Below are 17619 nucleotides of genomic sequence, written 5' to 3'. Positions count from 1 at the left end.
GAACTAATTGTTCTTTTTAAACATTTCACACAAACCAATACATTGCCAAATATGAAAACTGGATTGTATATTTCCCTCAAAATAGCGTTGCAATTCCTTTTCCAAGCTGGCCTCATCAAACCAAGTGGAACAAGAAGAATTTTCCAATTCCTTGAAACAGCTACTTACCCAACTCTTCAAATCGGCGGCAAGCCACTCCCGTTGCGGAGTTTGCAAGGCTCTCTTGGGAGCAAAAACCAAATCGGCCGCCAAGTAGTCCGAGGCAATTTCACGCAACATAAATTTAGTTTGTCTATTTCTGATTTTATAATCCAAAGGCAGCGAAAACGCCAATTCCACCAAACGATAATCCAGAAAAGGTTCCCGCAATTCGGTTGAAAAAGCCATCGAAATGCGATCATTAAATCGCAACGCTCTCGGAATCTTGGTATAAAACAAGTCCCTGTATTGTTTGTTCAACACTTCGTTGTCAAAAGGCTTGGGATAGATGGGTTTTTCGGCTTTTGTTAAAAAAGAATCCGAAAGCATTGTTGTTTTATACGGAAAATCTTGAATGCCTTGAATAGTCGCTTCGTTGTCTTGGATATAATAATCATAACCTGCCCATTGTTCGTCCATTCCTTGACCATCCAGTAACACCAAAACTTTATCTTTTCGGGCTTGTTCAAATATTTTGGAATACGCCAAGGTTGGAATACCTCCAAAAGGCTCGTCTTGTTGCCACGCCATTCTTTGGGCCAAATCTGGAACCTCATCGGCTTGCAAAAGCACTTTCGTCAAAGAGTTTCTTGTTTTGGCAATCATTTGTTCCACCCAGGGCAATTCGTCATAATCCGGACTATTGGTATAAAAAGTATAGGCATTGATTGCAGATTGTTTCCCTTCCCCTCGACAAGCTCGGGGCAGGCTTGGCTCAGGGTGACAATTGTTGTTCAAATTGTTATTCTCTTGCAAATTAACTAAAGCCAACAACACCGAACTGTCCAATCCTCCACTTATATTGAAACCTACCGAAACGTCGGCTCGAAAACGTAATTTGACGCTATCTTTCAGCAGTCCAACGTAGTGTTCTTTGGCTTGTGAGAAGGTCAAATTTTTAGGCTGTTTGGCAACTTCTTCTTCAAAACAGTACCATTTTTTTATGATCAGGTCTTCGACCTCTCGACAAGATCGGGGTATACTCAGCTCAGACTGACATTGTTGAGGCGAAAAACTTAAAAAATGGCCTCCAGGCAATTGTGCAATCCCCGACCAAAAAGTTTCATCAGGCATACCATAAGAGCCATAAGCAAAATAGGAAGCCCATACTTTTTCGTTGGGTTCTTTCGGAATTCCAGTAGCGTGCAAAGCTTTTATTTCTGACGAAAAGTAGAAAGTATTATTGAACAAACTGTAATAAAAAGGTTTTACTCCAAATCGATCACGGGCGGCAAATAGTTTTTTTTCCTGATTGTCCCAAATGGCAAAGGCAAACATACCGTTGAATTTTGCTAAACACGATGTTCCATAAATGATAAACGCCGCCAATAAAACCTCGGTATCGGATTCAGTCGTGAAATCATATTGACTTTGTAGTGATGCCTTAATTTCAATATAATTATAGATTTCTCCATTAAAAACAATCAAGTAGCGCCCAGAATTATCTTTAAAAGGCTGATTTGATTTTGGCGACAAATCGATAATAGCCAAACGATTGTGTCCCAAAGCAGCATATCCAACATCAAAATATTTACCAGTGGCATCTGGACCTCGATGCTGCTGGCTGGCGAGCATGGCATCTAATTGAGGTTCTTTGTAATCACCAAGTATTCCCGCAATGCCACACATTTATTTCAATTTTTTTTGAATCATTTCTTCTGCCTTTCTCCAGTCTTCCATAGTATCAATATTGACGTAAAAATCCGGTTCCGATTCGATGAATGCGATACTTTTACCGTACAAGGAATGTTTCTTTAAAAGGACTTCTGTCTTGGTAATATAAATACTTCCGTCCCTGTGATATGCGGTTGGCAATTCTTGTCTCCGGGGGATTATTTCGGCTTCACCAGTCACAATTTTCAAATTCCCATCGGCATTCACCTCAAAAGTCCAATGCGGATTGTATTCGTGCGGCACTTTTAGTACAGAAACCAAGGAATCGCAACCTCTTTCATAAAATCTCTCGATGGCCTTGTCCAGAAAATCAAGTGTCCTGAATGGACTGGTCACTTGCAAAAGACAAACCGCGTCAAAGAAACTATTTTGCTTTTCATACCATTGTAAGGCGTGAATAATGACATCAATTGTTGGTGTATCATCTTGCGCCAATGCCACTGGTCTAATGAACGGCACTTTTAGTCCTACCTTTTTTGCTACTTCCCTAATTCGTTCGTCCTCGGTCGAAACAATAACTTCCGTCAAATAATTAGATTGCAGGGCAATTTCAGAAGTATAGGTCAACAATGGTTTTCCGTTCAACAACTTGATGTTTTTACCAGGAACTCCTTTGGAACTTCCTCGGGCAGGGATGATGGCTAGAATTTTCATTGGTTTATTTGTAAATCCCTTTACGGTATTTATATGGAATAAGGGTAGTATTTAATTGACCTATAATTGTATTGAACCATGCTAACACGGCAATTTTAATGGCCCAAGGTATTGATTTCAACAAAATAAACAAAAAAGCTGGCAAGGATTTCGGCTTGATTCCATCAATCTGGTATTTTGATATCGAATCTCTAATTATTGCTTTTGAATTATTTTTTTTATTATACAGAAAATAACAAGGTGTATTGGATATAATGCTATACCCTTTTTCCATAATGTCAAGACACCACAGTTTCTCTTCATTGGAACGGATTGTTTCATTAAAGCCAATTTCAAGAGCCACATTCTTTCTAATGGCCGAGCAATTGGCAATAAGCAAGTTTTGCCAGTCATTGGAATGAGAATAATTATCCTTGTCAATAGTCAAAAACCCATCCAAGGATTGCTCCACTTGTCTAGAATTGGCAATGGGTGTACAACGAACTCCCGCTACCTTGGGATCAATAAAATACTTTATCAACTTTTCCGGGAAGTCATTGGAAAGAAGAATATTATGTGAACTTAACAAAAGAACGATATCGTATTTACAGTGTTTGACTCCAAAATTTATGGCATAGCCGTAAGTAAATGCTTTATCTAAAGAAACGACCTTGCATCCATATTGATTAGCAATCTCTATAGAATTATCACTAGAAGCATCATCAACGACCACTATTTCAAAAGGAACAGTAAAATGCTGGACCAAAATACTTTTAATTGCTTTTTCTAAAGATAAAGCTTCATTTTTATTCCTAATTAATACTGATATCATATTATTAAAAATTATTTAGTTTTATTTTCAAGTAAATTTGAATTCACTGCAATTGTCAATTCACCTTCATTGAAATAAGTAAATCCATAAAAATCTAAAACATCATAAATTTGCCTTCTACAATCAAAAAAATCATGTATCTCGATAGCGATACATTTCGTTATTTTTAAAAATTCCAAATTCGAATTGTTTTTGTCAAATATTTGTTTCTCGGAACCTTCAATATCTATTTTCAAAATATCTATCGAATCAAACCCAACATTTTTAATTATGGAATCTATTGAAAATGCCTTGATACCACTAGCTTCTGTTGTTTCTTCAACTCTAAAAGACCAGTCTAATTTATCTTTGAAATCATTGATGACTTTTATATTACAATCTTTACTCCAAACAGCACCATTAATTTTGTATACAGTATTATCATTACAATTTTTCAAATTATAATCTAAAATTTTAAAATTTTCCAATTCAGGTTCAATGCAAACAATATTAACTTTTTTAAAATAATCAATAAAAAACAATGTTGTTAAACCGATATTACTACCAGCATCTATTATACACAAAGCTTTTTCATTTAAATTAAAACTATCAAAATATGCTTTGATGACTGGTAAATACTCTTTTTTTGAATAAATCATGTTAAAAGCATCCAAATCACTTGATTTTGGCTTTTTTCTTGTTTTTATGCGTTTGTAAAAATTATCTTTTAGTTCAGAAACAAATTCATCTTTGGTTTCCCCGAAATAATACCCATTGGAATTGATTAAAATATTGTAATAGATATAAACGTTTTCTTCGTTTTCAGTAGGTTTAATTCTTAAAATTCTTTTAATCAGATATAGAACAACAATGAATTTGTTTTTTATGTTTAATCTTTTTAAATTAGAAATTTTATTGGTTTTAGCCATTACTTTGTGTGTAATTAGTTTTTATTGCTAATTTAGATTTTTTTATCATCCTGTTTACGAAGGACAAAGTACTTTGAAAACAAGTTCTCCAACAAGTTCAACTTGAATTACAACTGTTAGTAAAAAACAATTCCCATCCTCGACATAACCTGCCTAAGTTTATCGAAGGAGAGAAGTCTTAATACATAATGGTTTTATGAAATTGCAAAGGCAAATCGGCCAGTAATTCAGCAATTTGCATACCCGCTTTCCCTTTACCATAAATGGAAGACGAATTGGCTTTTCCTTTCTGTACGGAAGCCGTGATGGCAGCTTCTATTTGCTCTTGCGAATAGTCCACATCCACGCTGTTACCTCCACGGTCTCTCCTGTTTTGGCGCGAACCAATATTGATGACCGGAACCCCCAAGAAAGCACATTCCCGTATTCCCACACTAGAATTTCCGATTAGGCAATCGCTGTGTTGCAACAATTGCAGAAAATCCGTTCCTTCCATATTCTTGAAAAAATGAACATTCGGCAATTGGTGCTGTTCCCTGAAGGCTCGAATTCCCGTGGAGGTGCCATCGGCTCCTGCATCGACGTTCGGCCAAAACCAAAGTGTGGGTCTACCGAGTGTATAAATAGCTTCGAGTGTAGCTTCCACATGTTTTCGTGAATCTTTGTATTCAGTGGTAACAGGATGCTGCATAACCACCAAATAGCCATTCGACAAATCGGGTTTGGCTCCCACCCCACCATATTTTTCATACGGATCAAATGGAAGTGTTTTACTATTTATTATTGCTGAAGCCAAATCAATAGAAGGACAACCTGTATTAAAAACCATCGTTGGATCTTCACCTAATTTGATGACCCTTTCCTTGGCACTCTCCGAAGCCACAAAATGGTAATCAGACAACTTGGTAATGGCGTGACGCACTTTCTCGTCTATATTTCCAGTGACTTCTCCACCCTGAATATGTGCCAAAGGGATGTTCATGTAGGAAGCCGCAATGGCCGTCGCCATAGTTTCAAATCGGTCGGCAACAGTCACGACAATATCCGGTTTCAGGTTGTCAAAAACAGTGGACAATTCCAGAATACCAATTCCAGTGGTTTTGGCTGCAGCAGTCAAATTCTCTCCTTCCAAAACATTAAACACCTTGGCAGCAATGGAGAAACCGTCTTTTTCGATATAATTCACGGCAGAACCGTATCGATCCAACAAAGCAGAGGCGGCTACCACCAACTGTAATTCCAAATCGGGATGCTTTTGAATGGCGGACAACACTGTTTTTACCCGACTATAAGAAGGACGCGCCGTAATGACCACGGCTATTTTTCTTTTTGGCATTTTGATTTTATTATACTTGGGTTAAAAGTAGGTAAAAAAGAGGAAATAGGGAAAGGTTATTTAAAAACTCATCGACAAGCTCTGTGTAATATTTGAGCTACCAATCGTAATCAAGTACTCAATTGTCTGTCTGAGCTTTTCGAAGCCCCTTTCTCAAGTCGATTTGTTTATAAAAGCGCTTCGACAGGCTCAGCGTGACATTTGTACTACCAATTGCAATCAAGTACTCGAGTGTCAGTCTGAGCTTGCCGAAGACCCATCTCCATTTTTACCAAATTCCGTATAGTTTTTTGAATACTGCACTAATTTATCCCAATCCTCACTTATTAAAGCCTCTTTCTTTCTCCTGCTCCAACCTTTAATTTTTTTCTCAATCATAATTGCCTGTGTAGGGTCAGAAAAAGATTCGAACCAAACCAACACAACTGGTCTTCTGCTAAAAGTATAGGAATCTGGATTTTTATCCGAATTGTGTTCAAACAATCTTCTGTCGATACTGTTTGTCATTCCAATGTAATAGGAATTATCAGAACACTTGACAATATAGACGTAATAAAATTTCATATCTTCCTTTCTGATGATTTATATGTACTTCAACTATGTCAGTCTTGCAACAATTGTCAGACTGAACCTGTCGAATTCCCTTCAACAATACCCTTCGATTCTTGACAAAAACGCTTCTACAAGCTCAGCGTGACAATTTGTTCTCAAGTATCAATTTACACAACAAATGTCAGTCTGAGCTTGTCGAAGACCCACTCTAACAATACGCTTCGGTTCTTTAACAAAACACTTCGACAAGCTCAGTGTGACATCGTCATTCATTATCAAAAATGTCTTTCTCATTCAAAAAATCCCATTGTTTTAAATCTTTACTCAAGGGTTTTCCAATTATTTCCTGAAAACGAGAAGCTGCTATTCCAAAACCTTTTGGCTTTTTGGATTCCAAATCATCGAAAGTCAGAATGTGATTTTTAGGCAAATCTTTATTGACTGCTAACGACTTTTCAAAAATTTGCTTTAGCGAAGAAAAAGCCTCAGTATTATTTTTATCAATCGGATTGTACAAGGCAGTGGATATATTTCTAACGGCCAGTACCAAATCCGTGGTTTCGGCAATGGTCAAGGAAGATTTTGAATCTGGACCAAATAACTGTCTATCAAAAACAACGTGAAATTCGAGAATGCTCGCTCCCAAAGTGGTTGCGGCGATACAAGTTGCCGTTTTTGCGGAATGGTCAGAAAACCCTATGGGTACATTATATCTTTTTTGTAATTCTTGAATCACGTTCAATCCGTATTGTTCGGGTTGGGTAGGATAAGCAGTCGTACATTGCAAAATGGAAAAATCAACATTCCTTTCTTTAAGAAACGCCACCGTCTGGTCTAATTCAATATATGAACTCATTCCCGAAGACAAAATAACCGGCTTCCCTGTTTGGGCAATTTTTTCCAATAGCAAGAAATTGTTCACTTCACCGGAGCCTATTTTGTATTGTTCCACCCCCATTTCTTCCAACCAATCCACCGCCAAATTACTGAAGGGCGAACAAATAAAATCGAGTCCCAAACCCTCGCAATGTTTTTTGATGCCTTTCCATTGTTCGAGAGTAAACCCCATTCGTTTCCAATACTCAAATCGGGTTCCGTCCTCTAACGAGAATTTCACCCGAAAAGGTTCATATTCGCTGCTTTCGGCTTCGGCAATGTGCATTTGGAACTTCACCCCGTCGACCCCGGTTTGGGCTAGGGCATCGATATAAGAATACAATATTCCGAGGCTGCCTTCATGTGCCTGTCCGATTTCGGCAATGAGGTAGGGAGATGATTTTTTTGACGACATAGTTTATTATTGGCTTGATATGAAACAAAAATACTCATTTTTCCTGTTGCCAATAAATTTTAGTCTCGGGAAGTTGATTATATGCTTCATATTCTTTCTTCGTCAATCGATTGCTGTTTTTCATGATTCGTGGAATGTTCCAGACCAAATCGAACAAAGCCAAAATAATGGCCTGTAAAGCCCTGAAATCACCTTTAAAAACTTTCAGTTTGAACTGCATCCAAAGCGAATAGGTCATTTTCCTTGGAATGATACCAACAGGATAAAACAAGAAAAACAAATACCAACCCGAACGCAAAGACCTTCGCAATCGTATGGTATAATCGCTTTTATCTCTTCTTGCTTTTACATCGACTCTATGGTTAAGCAAGACTTCAGGCAAATAATGGATTTCCCATTTTTTTTTAAACAGGTTAAAAGAAGCGAATTCTTCCTCTCCATAAAAAATAAACCAAGAGGGATAATCGGGAATATCTCGCCAAGCTTTCATTCTCCAAACATGACCACAACCCACAAATCCTTGAACTTGATTTGGTTTTTCGTTGGATATTTTGAAAAAAGGTTCTTCGATTCCCCAAAAAACCCGAAGTGCCACCAAGCCGCAATTGGCATTCTTTTCAAAATAGTTGCGAATGGATTCCAAAGGGTTTTCAGTAACAAAATGGGCATCATCGTCTATTGAAATGGCAAACTCCGTTGTAACCAAGCTCAACAATCGATTCCTGCTGTATACCAAACCCCGACTTTTGGCGTTTTGAATCAGTTGTATTTCAGGATACTGGGTTTGTATAAAACTTGTCGTACCATCAGTAGAACCGTCATCACAAATGACACACACTACATCCTTTCTCTCTATCAAATATTGAATTTTACCCAAGGTAAAAACCAAATCGGATAGCCTATTTTTGGTGGTAATGAGTATCGAAAACTTCTGATCTGTCATTCCTTATTAATTTATTTTCAAAGCATTAACAACTTTTTTTAAATAACTAGCAGACAAATATTCCTTTAAATCACTTCTTTCCAAAAGCAAATTATCTGGATCTTGCTTCCATAATTGATACAACTTTTCAATTAAACCCGCAATTTTTTCCACATCATCGACCTCTGCCCAATAAGGGTAATCATAGCCCAACAATCTTCTGGTTTCACTATAATAAGGCGTTAGAGAAAGGATTGTTTTATTCGCTTCCACACAATGGGGAAACTTGGCTGGCAAAAAGGGACTGATTTCTGATTTTGACTCCAAAATAATATTGACCGAAACATTTTTTTGAAGCTGATATACAGCATCAAAAGATAAATTCCCATTGTAAATATAAATTTCAGGATTATCGGCTTGGTATTCTTCAAGCATTTTTGAATGATAGGAGGCATTCCCCAATAAAATGAGTTTGGACTCTTTGGCAGCATCTGGATTTTTATTCAAAAATAATTGAAAACCTTCTATCAAACCTTGGGGACAACGCTGTTTCATCAGATTCCCCGCATGCAATAAATTGAATTTTGCAGCATCAAAATAATCCGGAAAATGATTGCCTTGTCCTGAAGCCTGAAATTTATACTTTGCAATTTGATGCGGTATCACAACCCCGGTTTTTAGAAAATCAGGAAAATAACTACCTATCCATTCCAGCAACAATTGGCTTGGGAAAGCACTATGTTTTGCTTTTTCGGAAACTTGCCTGAAAAATGTTTCCTTTTGTTTGTAACTCGATTCTACCCATGTATAAGGTCGTGGATAATAATGAAACGGATAAGGATCGTGCACGTAGGCCATCCATTTATTATGCAATTCGGGAAGTTGCAACACGGCATAATGCGGTCTAAAACTGGCTCCCTTACTCAAACTCAGAACCAAATCGGGTTGAAACTTGCTTTTTTTCAAAGCCCTTTCAATACTCTTGGCATCATTGAAAAAAGTAAAAGAAAAACCGAATAATTTTTCCAAAAAAGGAGCGACATCAAGATTAAAAGTTCTACCTAAAACTCGTTGCAATCGGCTTAAAAAATACAAGGGACTGTATTTTATTTCGGGAATGGCGAAACAATTCACCCCTTCCAATGGAATGTTTTTCAAGGTATAATGATACACCAGCACCTCAAACCCGGCCTCAACCAAATTATAAATCAGTGCCACATTTGCTTTGGAACCACTGCTGTCCTCTATGTTTATGGAATCAACTACTACGAGTATTTTCATTTCCTTGATTTAATGGTCTTGTAACCCTTTTTATTTATAAATATCGCTTCGACAAGCTCAGCGTGACAATACACTACCAAATGTCAGTCTGAGCCTGTCGTGTCGAAGACCTTCCTAAAAAACAAACACTCCATCAAGCCCATATCTCATCACAACACGATTATCAATCAAGAACACCTCTGTCAGTCTGAGCCTGTCGAAGACCTTCCCAAAAAACAAATCATCCAATAAAATAATGAGACAAAAAATCCACAATTCGTTTTGACGCATTTCCATTTCCGTAGGGGTTCATTGGGCTGTCAAAACCAGTAAAATTATCCAAAATATCCTGGATGGCATTTATAATTTTTTTTCTGTCGGTACCCACCAAGGTTGAGAACCCTGCCTCCACTCCTTCAGGTCTTTCCGAAACGGTGCGAGTAACAATTACGGGTTTCCCCAATGAAGGTGCTTCCTCTTGAATGCCGCCCGAATCAGTTACTATCAAGTAGGATTGTTGCATCAACCAAACAAAAGCGGGATAGGAGACCGGCGCAATGAGCTGAATATTTTCTTTATTGGACAACAATTCATGCACGACATCCTTCACGTTGGGATTCAAATGCACTGGATAAACAATCACGACATCCTCTCTTTCTGAAACTTTTAGCAGTGCTTCACAAAGATTATGAAACCCCTCTCCGATATTTTCTCGGCGATGTCCCGTTACCAATACTATTTTTTTGTCGGCCGGAAGAATCCTCTTTAATTCCTCAATTTCCAGATGACTGTAATCCTCCTTTTCTATTTTATGAAGCGTCCAGAACAAGGCATCTATAACCGTGTTTCCTGTTTCTACAATATAGTCTTGGAGAATTCCCTCCTTCAACAAATTCTGTGTGGCTTGCTTAGTTGGTGTAAAATGAATATCGGCAATTCGACTTGTGATTTGGCGATTGATTTCTTCTGGAAATGGGGCTTTCTTGTTATACGTTCTCAAACCCGCCTCCACATGACCTACTCTGATACCCAAATGAAAGGCCGCCAAAGCCACGATAGACGAAGTTGTAGTATCTCCATGCACCAAAACCAAATCCGGTTGTTCTATCGTCAATACTTCATCTATCTTGATGAAAATCTTCGCACTTAAACCGTTCAGGGTTTGGTTGGCTTGCATCAAATCGAGGTCGTAATCCGGTACAATTTCAAAAAAATCCAATACTTGATCCAGCATTTCCCGGTGTTGTGCCGTAACACAAATCTTTACCTCAATACTACTTTTTTGGAGTTCGTGATACAATGGTGCCATTTTGATGGCTTCAGGACGAGTGCCAAAAACAATTAGAATTTCCATGGCTTACTTTTTTTGCAATGCTTTTTTGATTTTATAAAAGGGCAATCGAATAGGATAGAATAGATAAAAAAGTTGCCATTTTAATTTTTCAAATGTAGACAAATCCATAACATTTAAAATGGCATTGAATAAATTATATTCGGTAAATTCTTTTGAAAGAGTTACAAAATAGCGCTTTAAGGAATCGGACAGTAATTGTTTTTCTTTTAGATTCTGGATTACTAATAAAATAGCATTTGCAAAGGACTCCCTTCGAATAGGATTATGTCTATAGAACTCCCCTGTATTTGAATTAAGGTGTTTGCGCCCATAAAACAAACATTTTTCAATTGAAATTCCTCTAAAACCTGAGGATATTATTCTGGAGTACAATTCCCATTCTTCAGCATACATCAAATTTTCAGCAAATCGATTGTTTTTAAAACACGTTGCCTTCCACATTATAGCACAAGAGTTAAAAGGAATTTCGTTTTTTAATATTTTTTCTAAATCTTTTATACCAATATAAAAAGAATTGTATTTTTTTGAATAATCAAATTCATAGTCAAAGTCCTCAAAAAAAACACTTCTAATATACCTGCAAAAAGAAACAGTGTCATCTTCAAGCTCTAACATGCACAACTCCAAATTTTGGGGATGCACAATATCATCATCATCAAAAAAAATAACACGTTCTCCTTTGACTAAATCCAAACCATAATTTCGACAACCTGGCAGTCCTTTTTTATAACTACCTGAACGCTTTACATATTGAAATCGATCATCTTCCTCAAGAATTGAAGCAATAACTTCCTTTGTATTATCGATTCCACCATCATCAATAATAATACATTCCCAATCTTTGAATGTTTGATTTTGAATTGATAATAGTGTCTCGACTATAAAATGCGCTCTATTAAAGGTCGCCATTATTATGCTTACTTTAGGATTCATTCTTTTTTTAATTAATAACCAATATGTATTTAATTAAGACGTAATAGATTTTTTTAAGACCAATATGATTTTCTTTAGCCCTCTGACTAAATATACTTTTTTAAAAAACCTTTTATTACTGGTAGATTTATATTTAGCAAATAATTTTTGATCAAGAATATCCAATCCATACTCTCTAATGACTTCATGATATTTAATTCATAATGGTATTTTCTGATTATTTTTATTCTGTCATATTTACTGAAATATTTTAATTTGTGTTGTATTAAAAATTTATGGAATGCAACCAATGAAGCATTTTTCATTTCAAGATTATCTCTTTTTCCTGATATGTTTAAATTGGACAGTCTCACGCAGACAACCCCCTCATTAATGGAATAGATAGGCCTATTCTCTGAAAAGTCTAACCAAGCTCTATCATCACTGTTCCAGGCTAATGGATAGTTATAAAATCCATATCTTTGGTATGCCTTTTTAAAAAAAACATATTCCGAAAGAGAACTTCGGGTAATCAATTTAAATTTTCTATAAAAAGCATCAGTGGCACTTTCCCAAACAGGATTTTCACAAATACGGGCTTTATGATTTTCTTCTTGAACTATCGTTCGTGAAGCAAAACGCACCAAATTGGTTTTTGTGACGAATTCCAATAAATGAATGTAAAATTGCTCCACTACATTTTCTCCCAAATAATCATCATCTCCCAAAATCATGATCCATTCTTCGTTGTCTGAAAGCGCAATACAACGCTCCCATTGTTGGGTTAACGAAGTACCTCCCAAATTACTTTCAAATCGATGATACACAAAATCAAATTTTCCTTGATATTTACTTAACAAAACTGTTGGATCTTCTGGACTTGAATCATCCCCAATAAAAACTTTAAATCGCTTGTCGGTTTGATTGGCTAATGACTCTAATGTTTCTTCAAAGAAAGTCAATTTGTAATAAGGAATTACTATCGCTAACATTAATACAATTTTATTTTAAAGATTAAAAACCACTCTTTTTTCTATCCTGAATGATTATCTATAATTATTCGACAGAACTTAATTTTATTAAAAAATGTTTTTAAAAACAAAAACTCTTTTCTGTTAATTTGGACAGCATTCTTCACATGCAACAGTTTATAATTCTTTAACATAAGTATCAAATATGTAACAATCTATATCTTTTTTAATTTTCTATATAGTTTACATAAAACACCATAACTTTTGAAAAGATTCCATCTTGTTTTAGGATGCAATCTCCAAAACAATTTATCGTAGCAAAACTTCGACAATTTTTCCAATTCATTTATTTGATTGTTGCTGTTTAGTTGCGTTGCTTGATCCCTATGCAATCTAAAAAAAACCAACTCTTTATCAATAAATCCTACATCAAAACAATTCAAAACTCTCCACCAAAATTCTAAATCTAATGTCTGTTTTAAATTTTCATTAAAATACCCTATTTTATTAAAAACCTTTTTATTGATTAAAACTGCAGTTGGTTCCCCAAATTTATTTTTGGGTGCATAAAGCAAGTATTCATCCTTTAAACATTCCTTTCCATTTATAATCCCTTCTCTAACCGATAAACTTTTCCAACTGCTATGCAAATTGCCACACCATTTAATCCACTCAATACTAAAATTATCATTTTTATCATAAATAAATTTTCTTTTACAATAAACCATCCCTACATTATCATTTATTACGGCAAGTTGAACCATTTGCTCAACACAGGTGGGAAGCAATACATCATCTTGAAATAAAAACTTGATGTATTTTCCTTTAGCTTTTTTTACACAATTATTCCAATTTGACCCTATTCCATCAGGAATATGGTGGTAAATATAAAAGGGGATGCTGCTTAGATTTCTATAGCTATTAATTATTTCAATTGTTCTGTCTATAGAAGCATCGTCCGATATAATTATTTCTAAATTGGTATAGGTTTGGATTATTGCAGAATTCAGGGCTTCCTCAATATATTTTTCGCCATTGTATGTAGGAATACAAATAGATACTAAGGGATTTAATTCTTTAACCATTTTATAACTTTATTACTTTTTAAATAGAAAAAAGGACAGTATATAAATTTACCTATTTTAAAAGTCAACGTGCCATGAATTCTTTTAATAATTTGTTTCATTTGTAAATCTTTAATTTTAGACCCATTAAATATTGAAGTCTTTAATTCGAAAATCTCTGCATCTGATGCAATAACAATATTATAAAAAGGCTCTATTTCATTTTTAAATATATTTAAATTATCCCCAGAAAAAATTTCTACCTCTTTATAAGTAGTTACATTAGAAATAAAGGAATTGAAATTATAAGATTTTTGAAAATAATACGATGTTTGCCTAAAATAGTTATTAATTAAAGTTTTAAACTCTTCAAAATATAATTCTTTGATGTGATAAATATTATTTTGTCCTATTTTATCTGAATAAAATTCTTTGTCAGGAGAAGACATTATTAATAAACCATCTTTTTTCAAGACTCTTTTAATTTCCAATAACATCTCGTCATGTTTATCATGATGTTCTATTGTCTCAAAACTCACTACAATATCTATGGAATTTGATTCAATTGGAATATTATCAGCATTACCAACTATAAATTTTAAATTATTTTTATTATACTTTTCATTTGCATCTTTGACTGATTCGACATCAATATCTACACCTATAACTTGAAGAGCTCTTTTGGCTAAAATACTTGAACCGTATCCTTCCCCAGAAGCTATATCTAAAACAACTTTATTTTCTACAAAATCATTTGCAACTGCATAACGATGTAAATGCTCAATAGTAACATCTGAATAGTCATAAAATTCTAATCTTTCACCTGTTGATTTCTTAGTCATAAATTAATCTTTTATCAATATTATTTGACAATAATTATATTCTTTTCAAATAACCATTCACGTTAAAAGTTGCGTTTTTGCCAAACATATTACACCATTTTCTATCAACAATAAATTCAGGATGATTAGGCAAAAATTCCCGTAATGCCTTTAATGGGCCTCCTAAGTAATCTTTTTCTAATCCTAATTCATTAATAATTCCATCTTCAATAATAAAGTAAGAATCTAAAGTAACCAAACTATAAAATTTATTAAGTATTCCTATTGTGTCTTTATAATAATGAGAGGCATCTTCAATAATTAATATTTTTTCAAATCCTTGCGTTAATTCCAAATTATAATCTTCCCATCCTTTGGTGAAAAATTTAATTCGTTTATGCTCTTTAACTCTTGGATCCACAATATCTACAATATCTATAGTATGCAAAATCCCTTTTCCATTCATATCCAATAAATCTGCAATATAAAGCGCTCCTCCTCCAATATTAGTCCCTATTTCGATTACCAAATCAGGTTTTAATTCACATATAATCATTTGATAAATCACATAATCAAAGGGACATCTAATGGCTTTAATTCCTTTATAAGTAACGTTATGGTGTCCTTCATAAATAGACTGAACTGAAACTTCAACGTCTTCTTCGTTGGATTTTTTTTTAATTTTAAACATATTTTAACTATATTATTATTTTTTAAAATTTACAAAATTATGGTTTTATCAAAAGACCTTGACATGTTGGTAGTGACAAAATTTGTACTCCTTTTGAAAGGGCAAATGCATCTTCGGCTTCTTTTTGTTCATTGAAACTATTTGCATATCCGTAATCGTCCAGAATTATAACACCCCCACTTACCATCTTATCCCAAAAAAATTCTAATGCTGCAACTTCTGGAGCAACACAATTCATATCTATTGATAAATAACAAATTTTATCCGAATCAACATATTTTAGTGTTTCAGGCACTGCTCCTTTTATAATTTTTACGTTAAAATCTTTAAACGTATTAACAACTTGCTTATATAATAAATTCGAGTCTTCTTTATCATAACCCATAGTTTCATTTCTAATTAATTCTATCTCATTACTATATCTTTCATCTAATCCATTAAAGGTATCTAATAAAAAATATCTTTTCACTGACTTTTGAAAATTTGTATAGTTAATAACTGCACGAGGAAAAATTCCAGTATGCACGCCACAATCTACAAAGTCTCCTTCTAAATGCATTGCATGACTTGCTGCCCAACATAAAACATGTATACGCCACTGTATGTCAGAATTCTTAAGTAAAGTTCCTCCATCAGTATTCTTGCCCAACTCATAAGATTCTATAAAAAGAGGATCTTTCAAAAAATCGGCATTATGAAATGTATATAATAAGTCATTTGAATATGTAATTTCAGACTTTGGTAGAATATAATTTTTTTCAATCAAATCATTCAATTTTATTTTCTTAATATACCCAAATTTTCTTAAAATCTTTTCTATCATAATTATTTAATTTTATTCGTTTCCCAATTCAACAAAGGTCTTACAAAACCAGGAAAATCATTCGCATAATGACCTCGGGCCGAGTCACCTTTCATTTCATCAACAATATTTATAAATATTATTTTTTCTAAGTAAATGAAAAGTTCATACGGATTTGGTTTAAAGAAAGCAATACTAATAGAAACAAGTCCTTCAGAAAACAAATTGCCAGGCACCCACATTGTAGCCTTATATAAACCTTTTTTCCTTTTTTCATTTCTATCTTTCGAAGTCACATCATGCGAATTAAAAATATTTATTTCTTCACTATTATAAAAATTAGCACCATATATAAATGTATATCCCTCTTCAATAATTTCATAATTAATTGTTATTCCTATTTTTTCCGTAATAATAAAATTACCGTTTTCAGGTACATATCCATCTTGATAATGAACACTAATATCCTTAACAATCATAAAATTATTTTGGGGGAAGTTTTCATTATTCCATGATTTATAAACAGTAATTACATTATCTAAAGACAAATAATTATCAATCATTTCTGAAGTATTTCCGAATTCAACCAAATTACCATCTCTTAAAACAATACAACGAGAACATAATTGCCTAACAGCAACCATATTATGACTCACGAACAAAACCGTTCTTCCACCACTACGCGAAATATCCTGCATCTTGCCAATGGCTTTTTTCTGGAACTCGGCATCTCCCACGGCGAGTACCTCATCAATCACCAAAATCTCCGGTTCCAGAAAGGCCGCCACGGCAAAAGCCAGTCGCACCGTCATTCCGCTGCTGTAACGTTTTACGGGTGTGTCTATGTAACGCTCGCAACCCGAGAAGTCTATAATCTCGTCAATCTTGGAGGCGATTTCTTTTTTGGTCATTCCCAGGATGGCGCCATTCAAAAAGATGTTTTCGCGTCCCGTCATTTCACCGTTAAATCCCGTGCCCACTTCCAGCAAGGAGGCAATGCGTCCCCTTGATTTTATGCTTCCCGTTGTGGGAGCGGTAACCTTGGACAATATTTTCAACAGCGTAGATTTTCCCGCCCCGTTTTTGCCTATGATACCCAAGACTTCGCCCCGTTCCACTTCAAAATTAATGTCTCGCAAAGCCCAAACATAGTCGCTTTCGCCCTTGGTGCTCCGATCATTGGTGTCACCTATTTTCAGGTAAGGATTTTCCTTGCCCCGTATTTCGTGCCACCAGCGGTTTAGGTCGTGGCTGAGCGTGCCCGTGCCTACCTGTCCGAGGCGGTATTGCTTGGAGATGTTTTCGGCTTTGAGGATGATGTCTTTCATAATGGTCATTGCGAGCGCAACGCAGTGAAGCGCGGCAATCTGTTGTCGATTATTGAGTTATGCTTTTTGC

At 35.1% G+C, this 17619-nt stretch carries 17 protein-coding genes; all 17 read right to left on the bottom strand.

Annotation, left to right across the window (positions count from 1 at the left end; genetic code table 11):
* Positions 1–3: 3 nt before the first annotated feature.
* The 17 genes from asnB to BUC16_RS08685 all read right to left on the bottom strand — a co-directional run bounded on the left by asnB (position 4) and on the right by BUC16_RS08685 (position 17549).
* Positions 4–1827, bottom strand: a complete 1824-nt coding sequence (gene asnB, locus BUC16_RS08765; RefSeq protein WP_073369869.1) for an asparagine synthase (glutamine-hydrolyzing) — start codon at positions 1825–1827, stop codon at positions 4–6.
* Positions 1828–2526: an acylneuraminate cytidylyltransferase family protein gene (locus BUC16_RS08760; protein ID WP_073369867.1), complete on the bottom strand. Its 699-nt coding sequence runs from the start codon at positions 2524–2526 to the stop codon at positions 1828–1830.
* 4 nt (positions 2527–2530) lie between these two features.
* Positions 2531–3337, bottom strand: a complete 807-nt coding sequence (locus tag BUC16_RS08755; RefSeq protein ID WP_073369866.1) for a glycosyltransferase family 2 protein — start codon at positions 3335–3337, stop codon at positions 2531–2533.
* A gap of 11 nt (positions 3338–3348) precedes the next feature.
* Complete coding sequence (locus BUC16_RS08750; protein ID WP_073369865.1) at positions 3349–4245, bottom strand: FkbM family methyltransferase; 897 nt, start codon at positions 4243–4245, stop codon at positions 3349–3351.
* Between the two features lie 178 nt (positions 4246–4423).
* Positions 4424–5581, bottom strand: coding sequence for a UDP-N-acetylglucosamine 2-epimerase (gene neuC / locus BUC16_RS08745; RefSeq protein WP_073369864.1), 1158 nt, complete (start codon positions 5579–5581; stop codon positions 4424–4426).
* Between the two features lie 234 nt (positions 5582–5815).
* The gene (locus tag BUC16_RS08740; protein ID WP_073369863.1) at positions 5816–6145 is read right to left on the bottom strand and encodes a GIY-YIG nuclease family protein; all 330 of its coding nucleotides are present in this window, start codon (positions 6143–6145) and stop codon (positions 5816–5818) included.
* Positions 6146–6398: 253 nt separating this feature from the next.
* The gene (locus tag BUC16_RS08735) at positions 6399–7424 is read right to left on the bottom strand and encodes an N-acetylneuraminate synthase family protein (protein WP_073369862.1); all 1026 of its coding nucleotides are present in this window, start codon (positions 7422–7424) and stop codon (positions 6399–6401) included.
* Between the two features lie 34 nt (positions 7425–7458).
* Entirely contained in the window at positions 7459–8367 is a 909-nt protein-coding gene (locus BUC16_RS08730) for a glycosyltransferase family 2 protein (protein WP_073369861.1), read from the bottom strand.
* Positions 8368–8373: 6 nt separating this feature from the next.
* Positions 8374–9627, bottom strand: a complete 1254-nt coding sequence (locus BUC16_RS08725) for a glycosyltransferase family protein (RefSeq protein WP_073369860.1) — start codon at positions 9625–9627, stop codon at positions 8374–8376.
* 220 nt (positions 9628–9847) lie between these two features.
* Positions 9848–10960, bottom strand: a complete 1113-nt coding sequence (wecB, locus tag BUC16_RS08720) for a non-hydrolyzing UDP-N-acetylglucosamine 2-epimerase (protein ID WP_073369858.1) — start codon at positions 10958–10960, stop codon at positions 9848–9850.
* 3 nt (positions 10961–10963) lie between these two features.
* Positions 10964–11893: a glycosyltransferase family 2 protein gene (locus BUC16_RS08715; protein WP_073369856.1), complete on the bottom strand. Its 930-nt coding sequence runs from the start codon at positions 11891–11893 to the stop codon at positions 10964–10966.
* An 86-nt stretch (positions 11894–11979) separates the two neighbouring features.
* The gene (locus BUC16_RS08710) at positions 11980–12864 is read right to left on the bottom strand and encodes a glycosyltransferase (protein WP_073369854.1); all 885 of its coding nucleotides are present in this window, start codon (positions 12862–12864) and stop codon (positions 11980–11982) included.
* Positions 12865–13058: 194 nt separating this feature from the next.
* Positions 13059–13928, bottom strand: coding sequence for a glycosyltransferase family 2 protein (locus tag BUC16_RS08705; RefSeq protein WP_073369852.1), 870 nt, complete (start codon positions 13926–13928; stop codon positions 13059–13061).
* Positions 13913–14749, bottom strand: coding sequence for a class I SAM-dependent methyltransferase (locus BUC16_RS08700; protein ID WP_073369850.1), 837 nt, complete (start codon positions 14747–14749; stop codon positions 13913–13915). The genes BUC16_RS08705 and BUC16_RS08700 overlap by 16 nt, the downstream gene beginning before the upstream one ends.
* Positions 14750–14783: 34 nt before the next feature.
* Positions 14784–15419, bottom strand: coding sequence for a CmcI family methyltransferase (locus tag BUC16_RS08695; RefSeq protein ID WP_073369848.1), 636 nt, complete (start codon positions 15417–15419; stop codon positions 14784–14786).
* 37 nt (positions 15420–15456) lie between these two features.
* Positions 15457–16242 carry a TylF/MycF/NovP-related O-methyltransferase gene (locus BUC16_RS08690; protein ID WP_073369847.1) on the bottom strand — a complete coding sequence of 262 codons (786 nt, stop codon included), beginning with the start codon at positions 16240–16242 and terminating at the stop codon, positions 15457–15459.
* A gap of 2 nt (positions 16243–16244) precedes the next feature.
* Complete coding sequence (locus tag BUC16_RS08685; protein WP_073370230.1) at positions 16245–17549, bottom strand: ABC transporter ATP-binding protein; 1305 nt, start codon at positions 17547–17549, stop codon at positions 16245–16247.
* Between the last annotated feature and the right edge of the window lie 70 nt (positions 17550–17619).

This window comes from Flavobacterium fluvii (assembly GCF_900129545.1).
GTDB lineage: Bacteria > Bacteroidota > Bacteroidia > Flavobacteriales > Flavobacteriaceae > Flavobacterium > Flavobacterium fluvii.
Note: the sequence above shows the minus strand (reverse complement) of the source record. Positions and strands in the feature narration are given on the sequence as shown.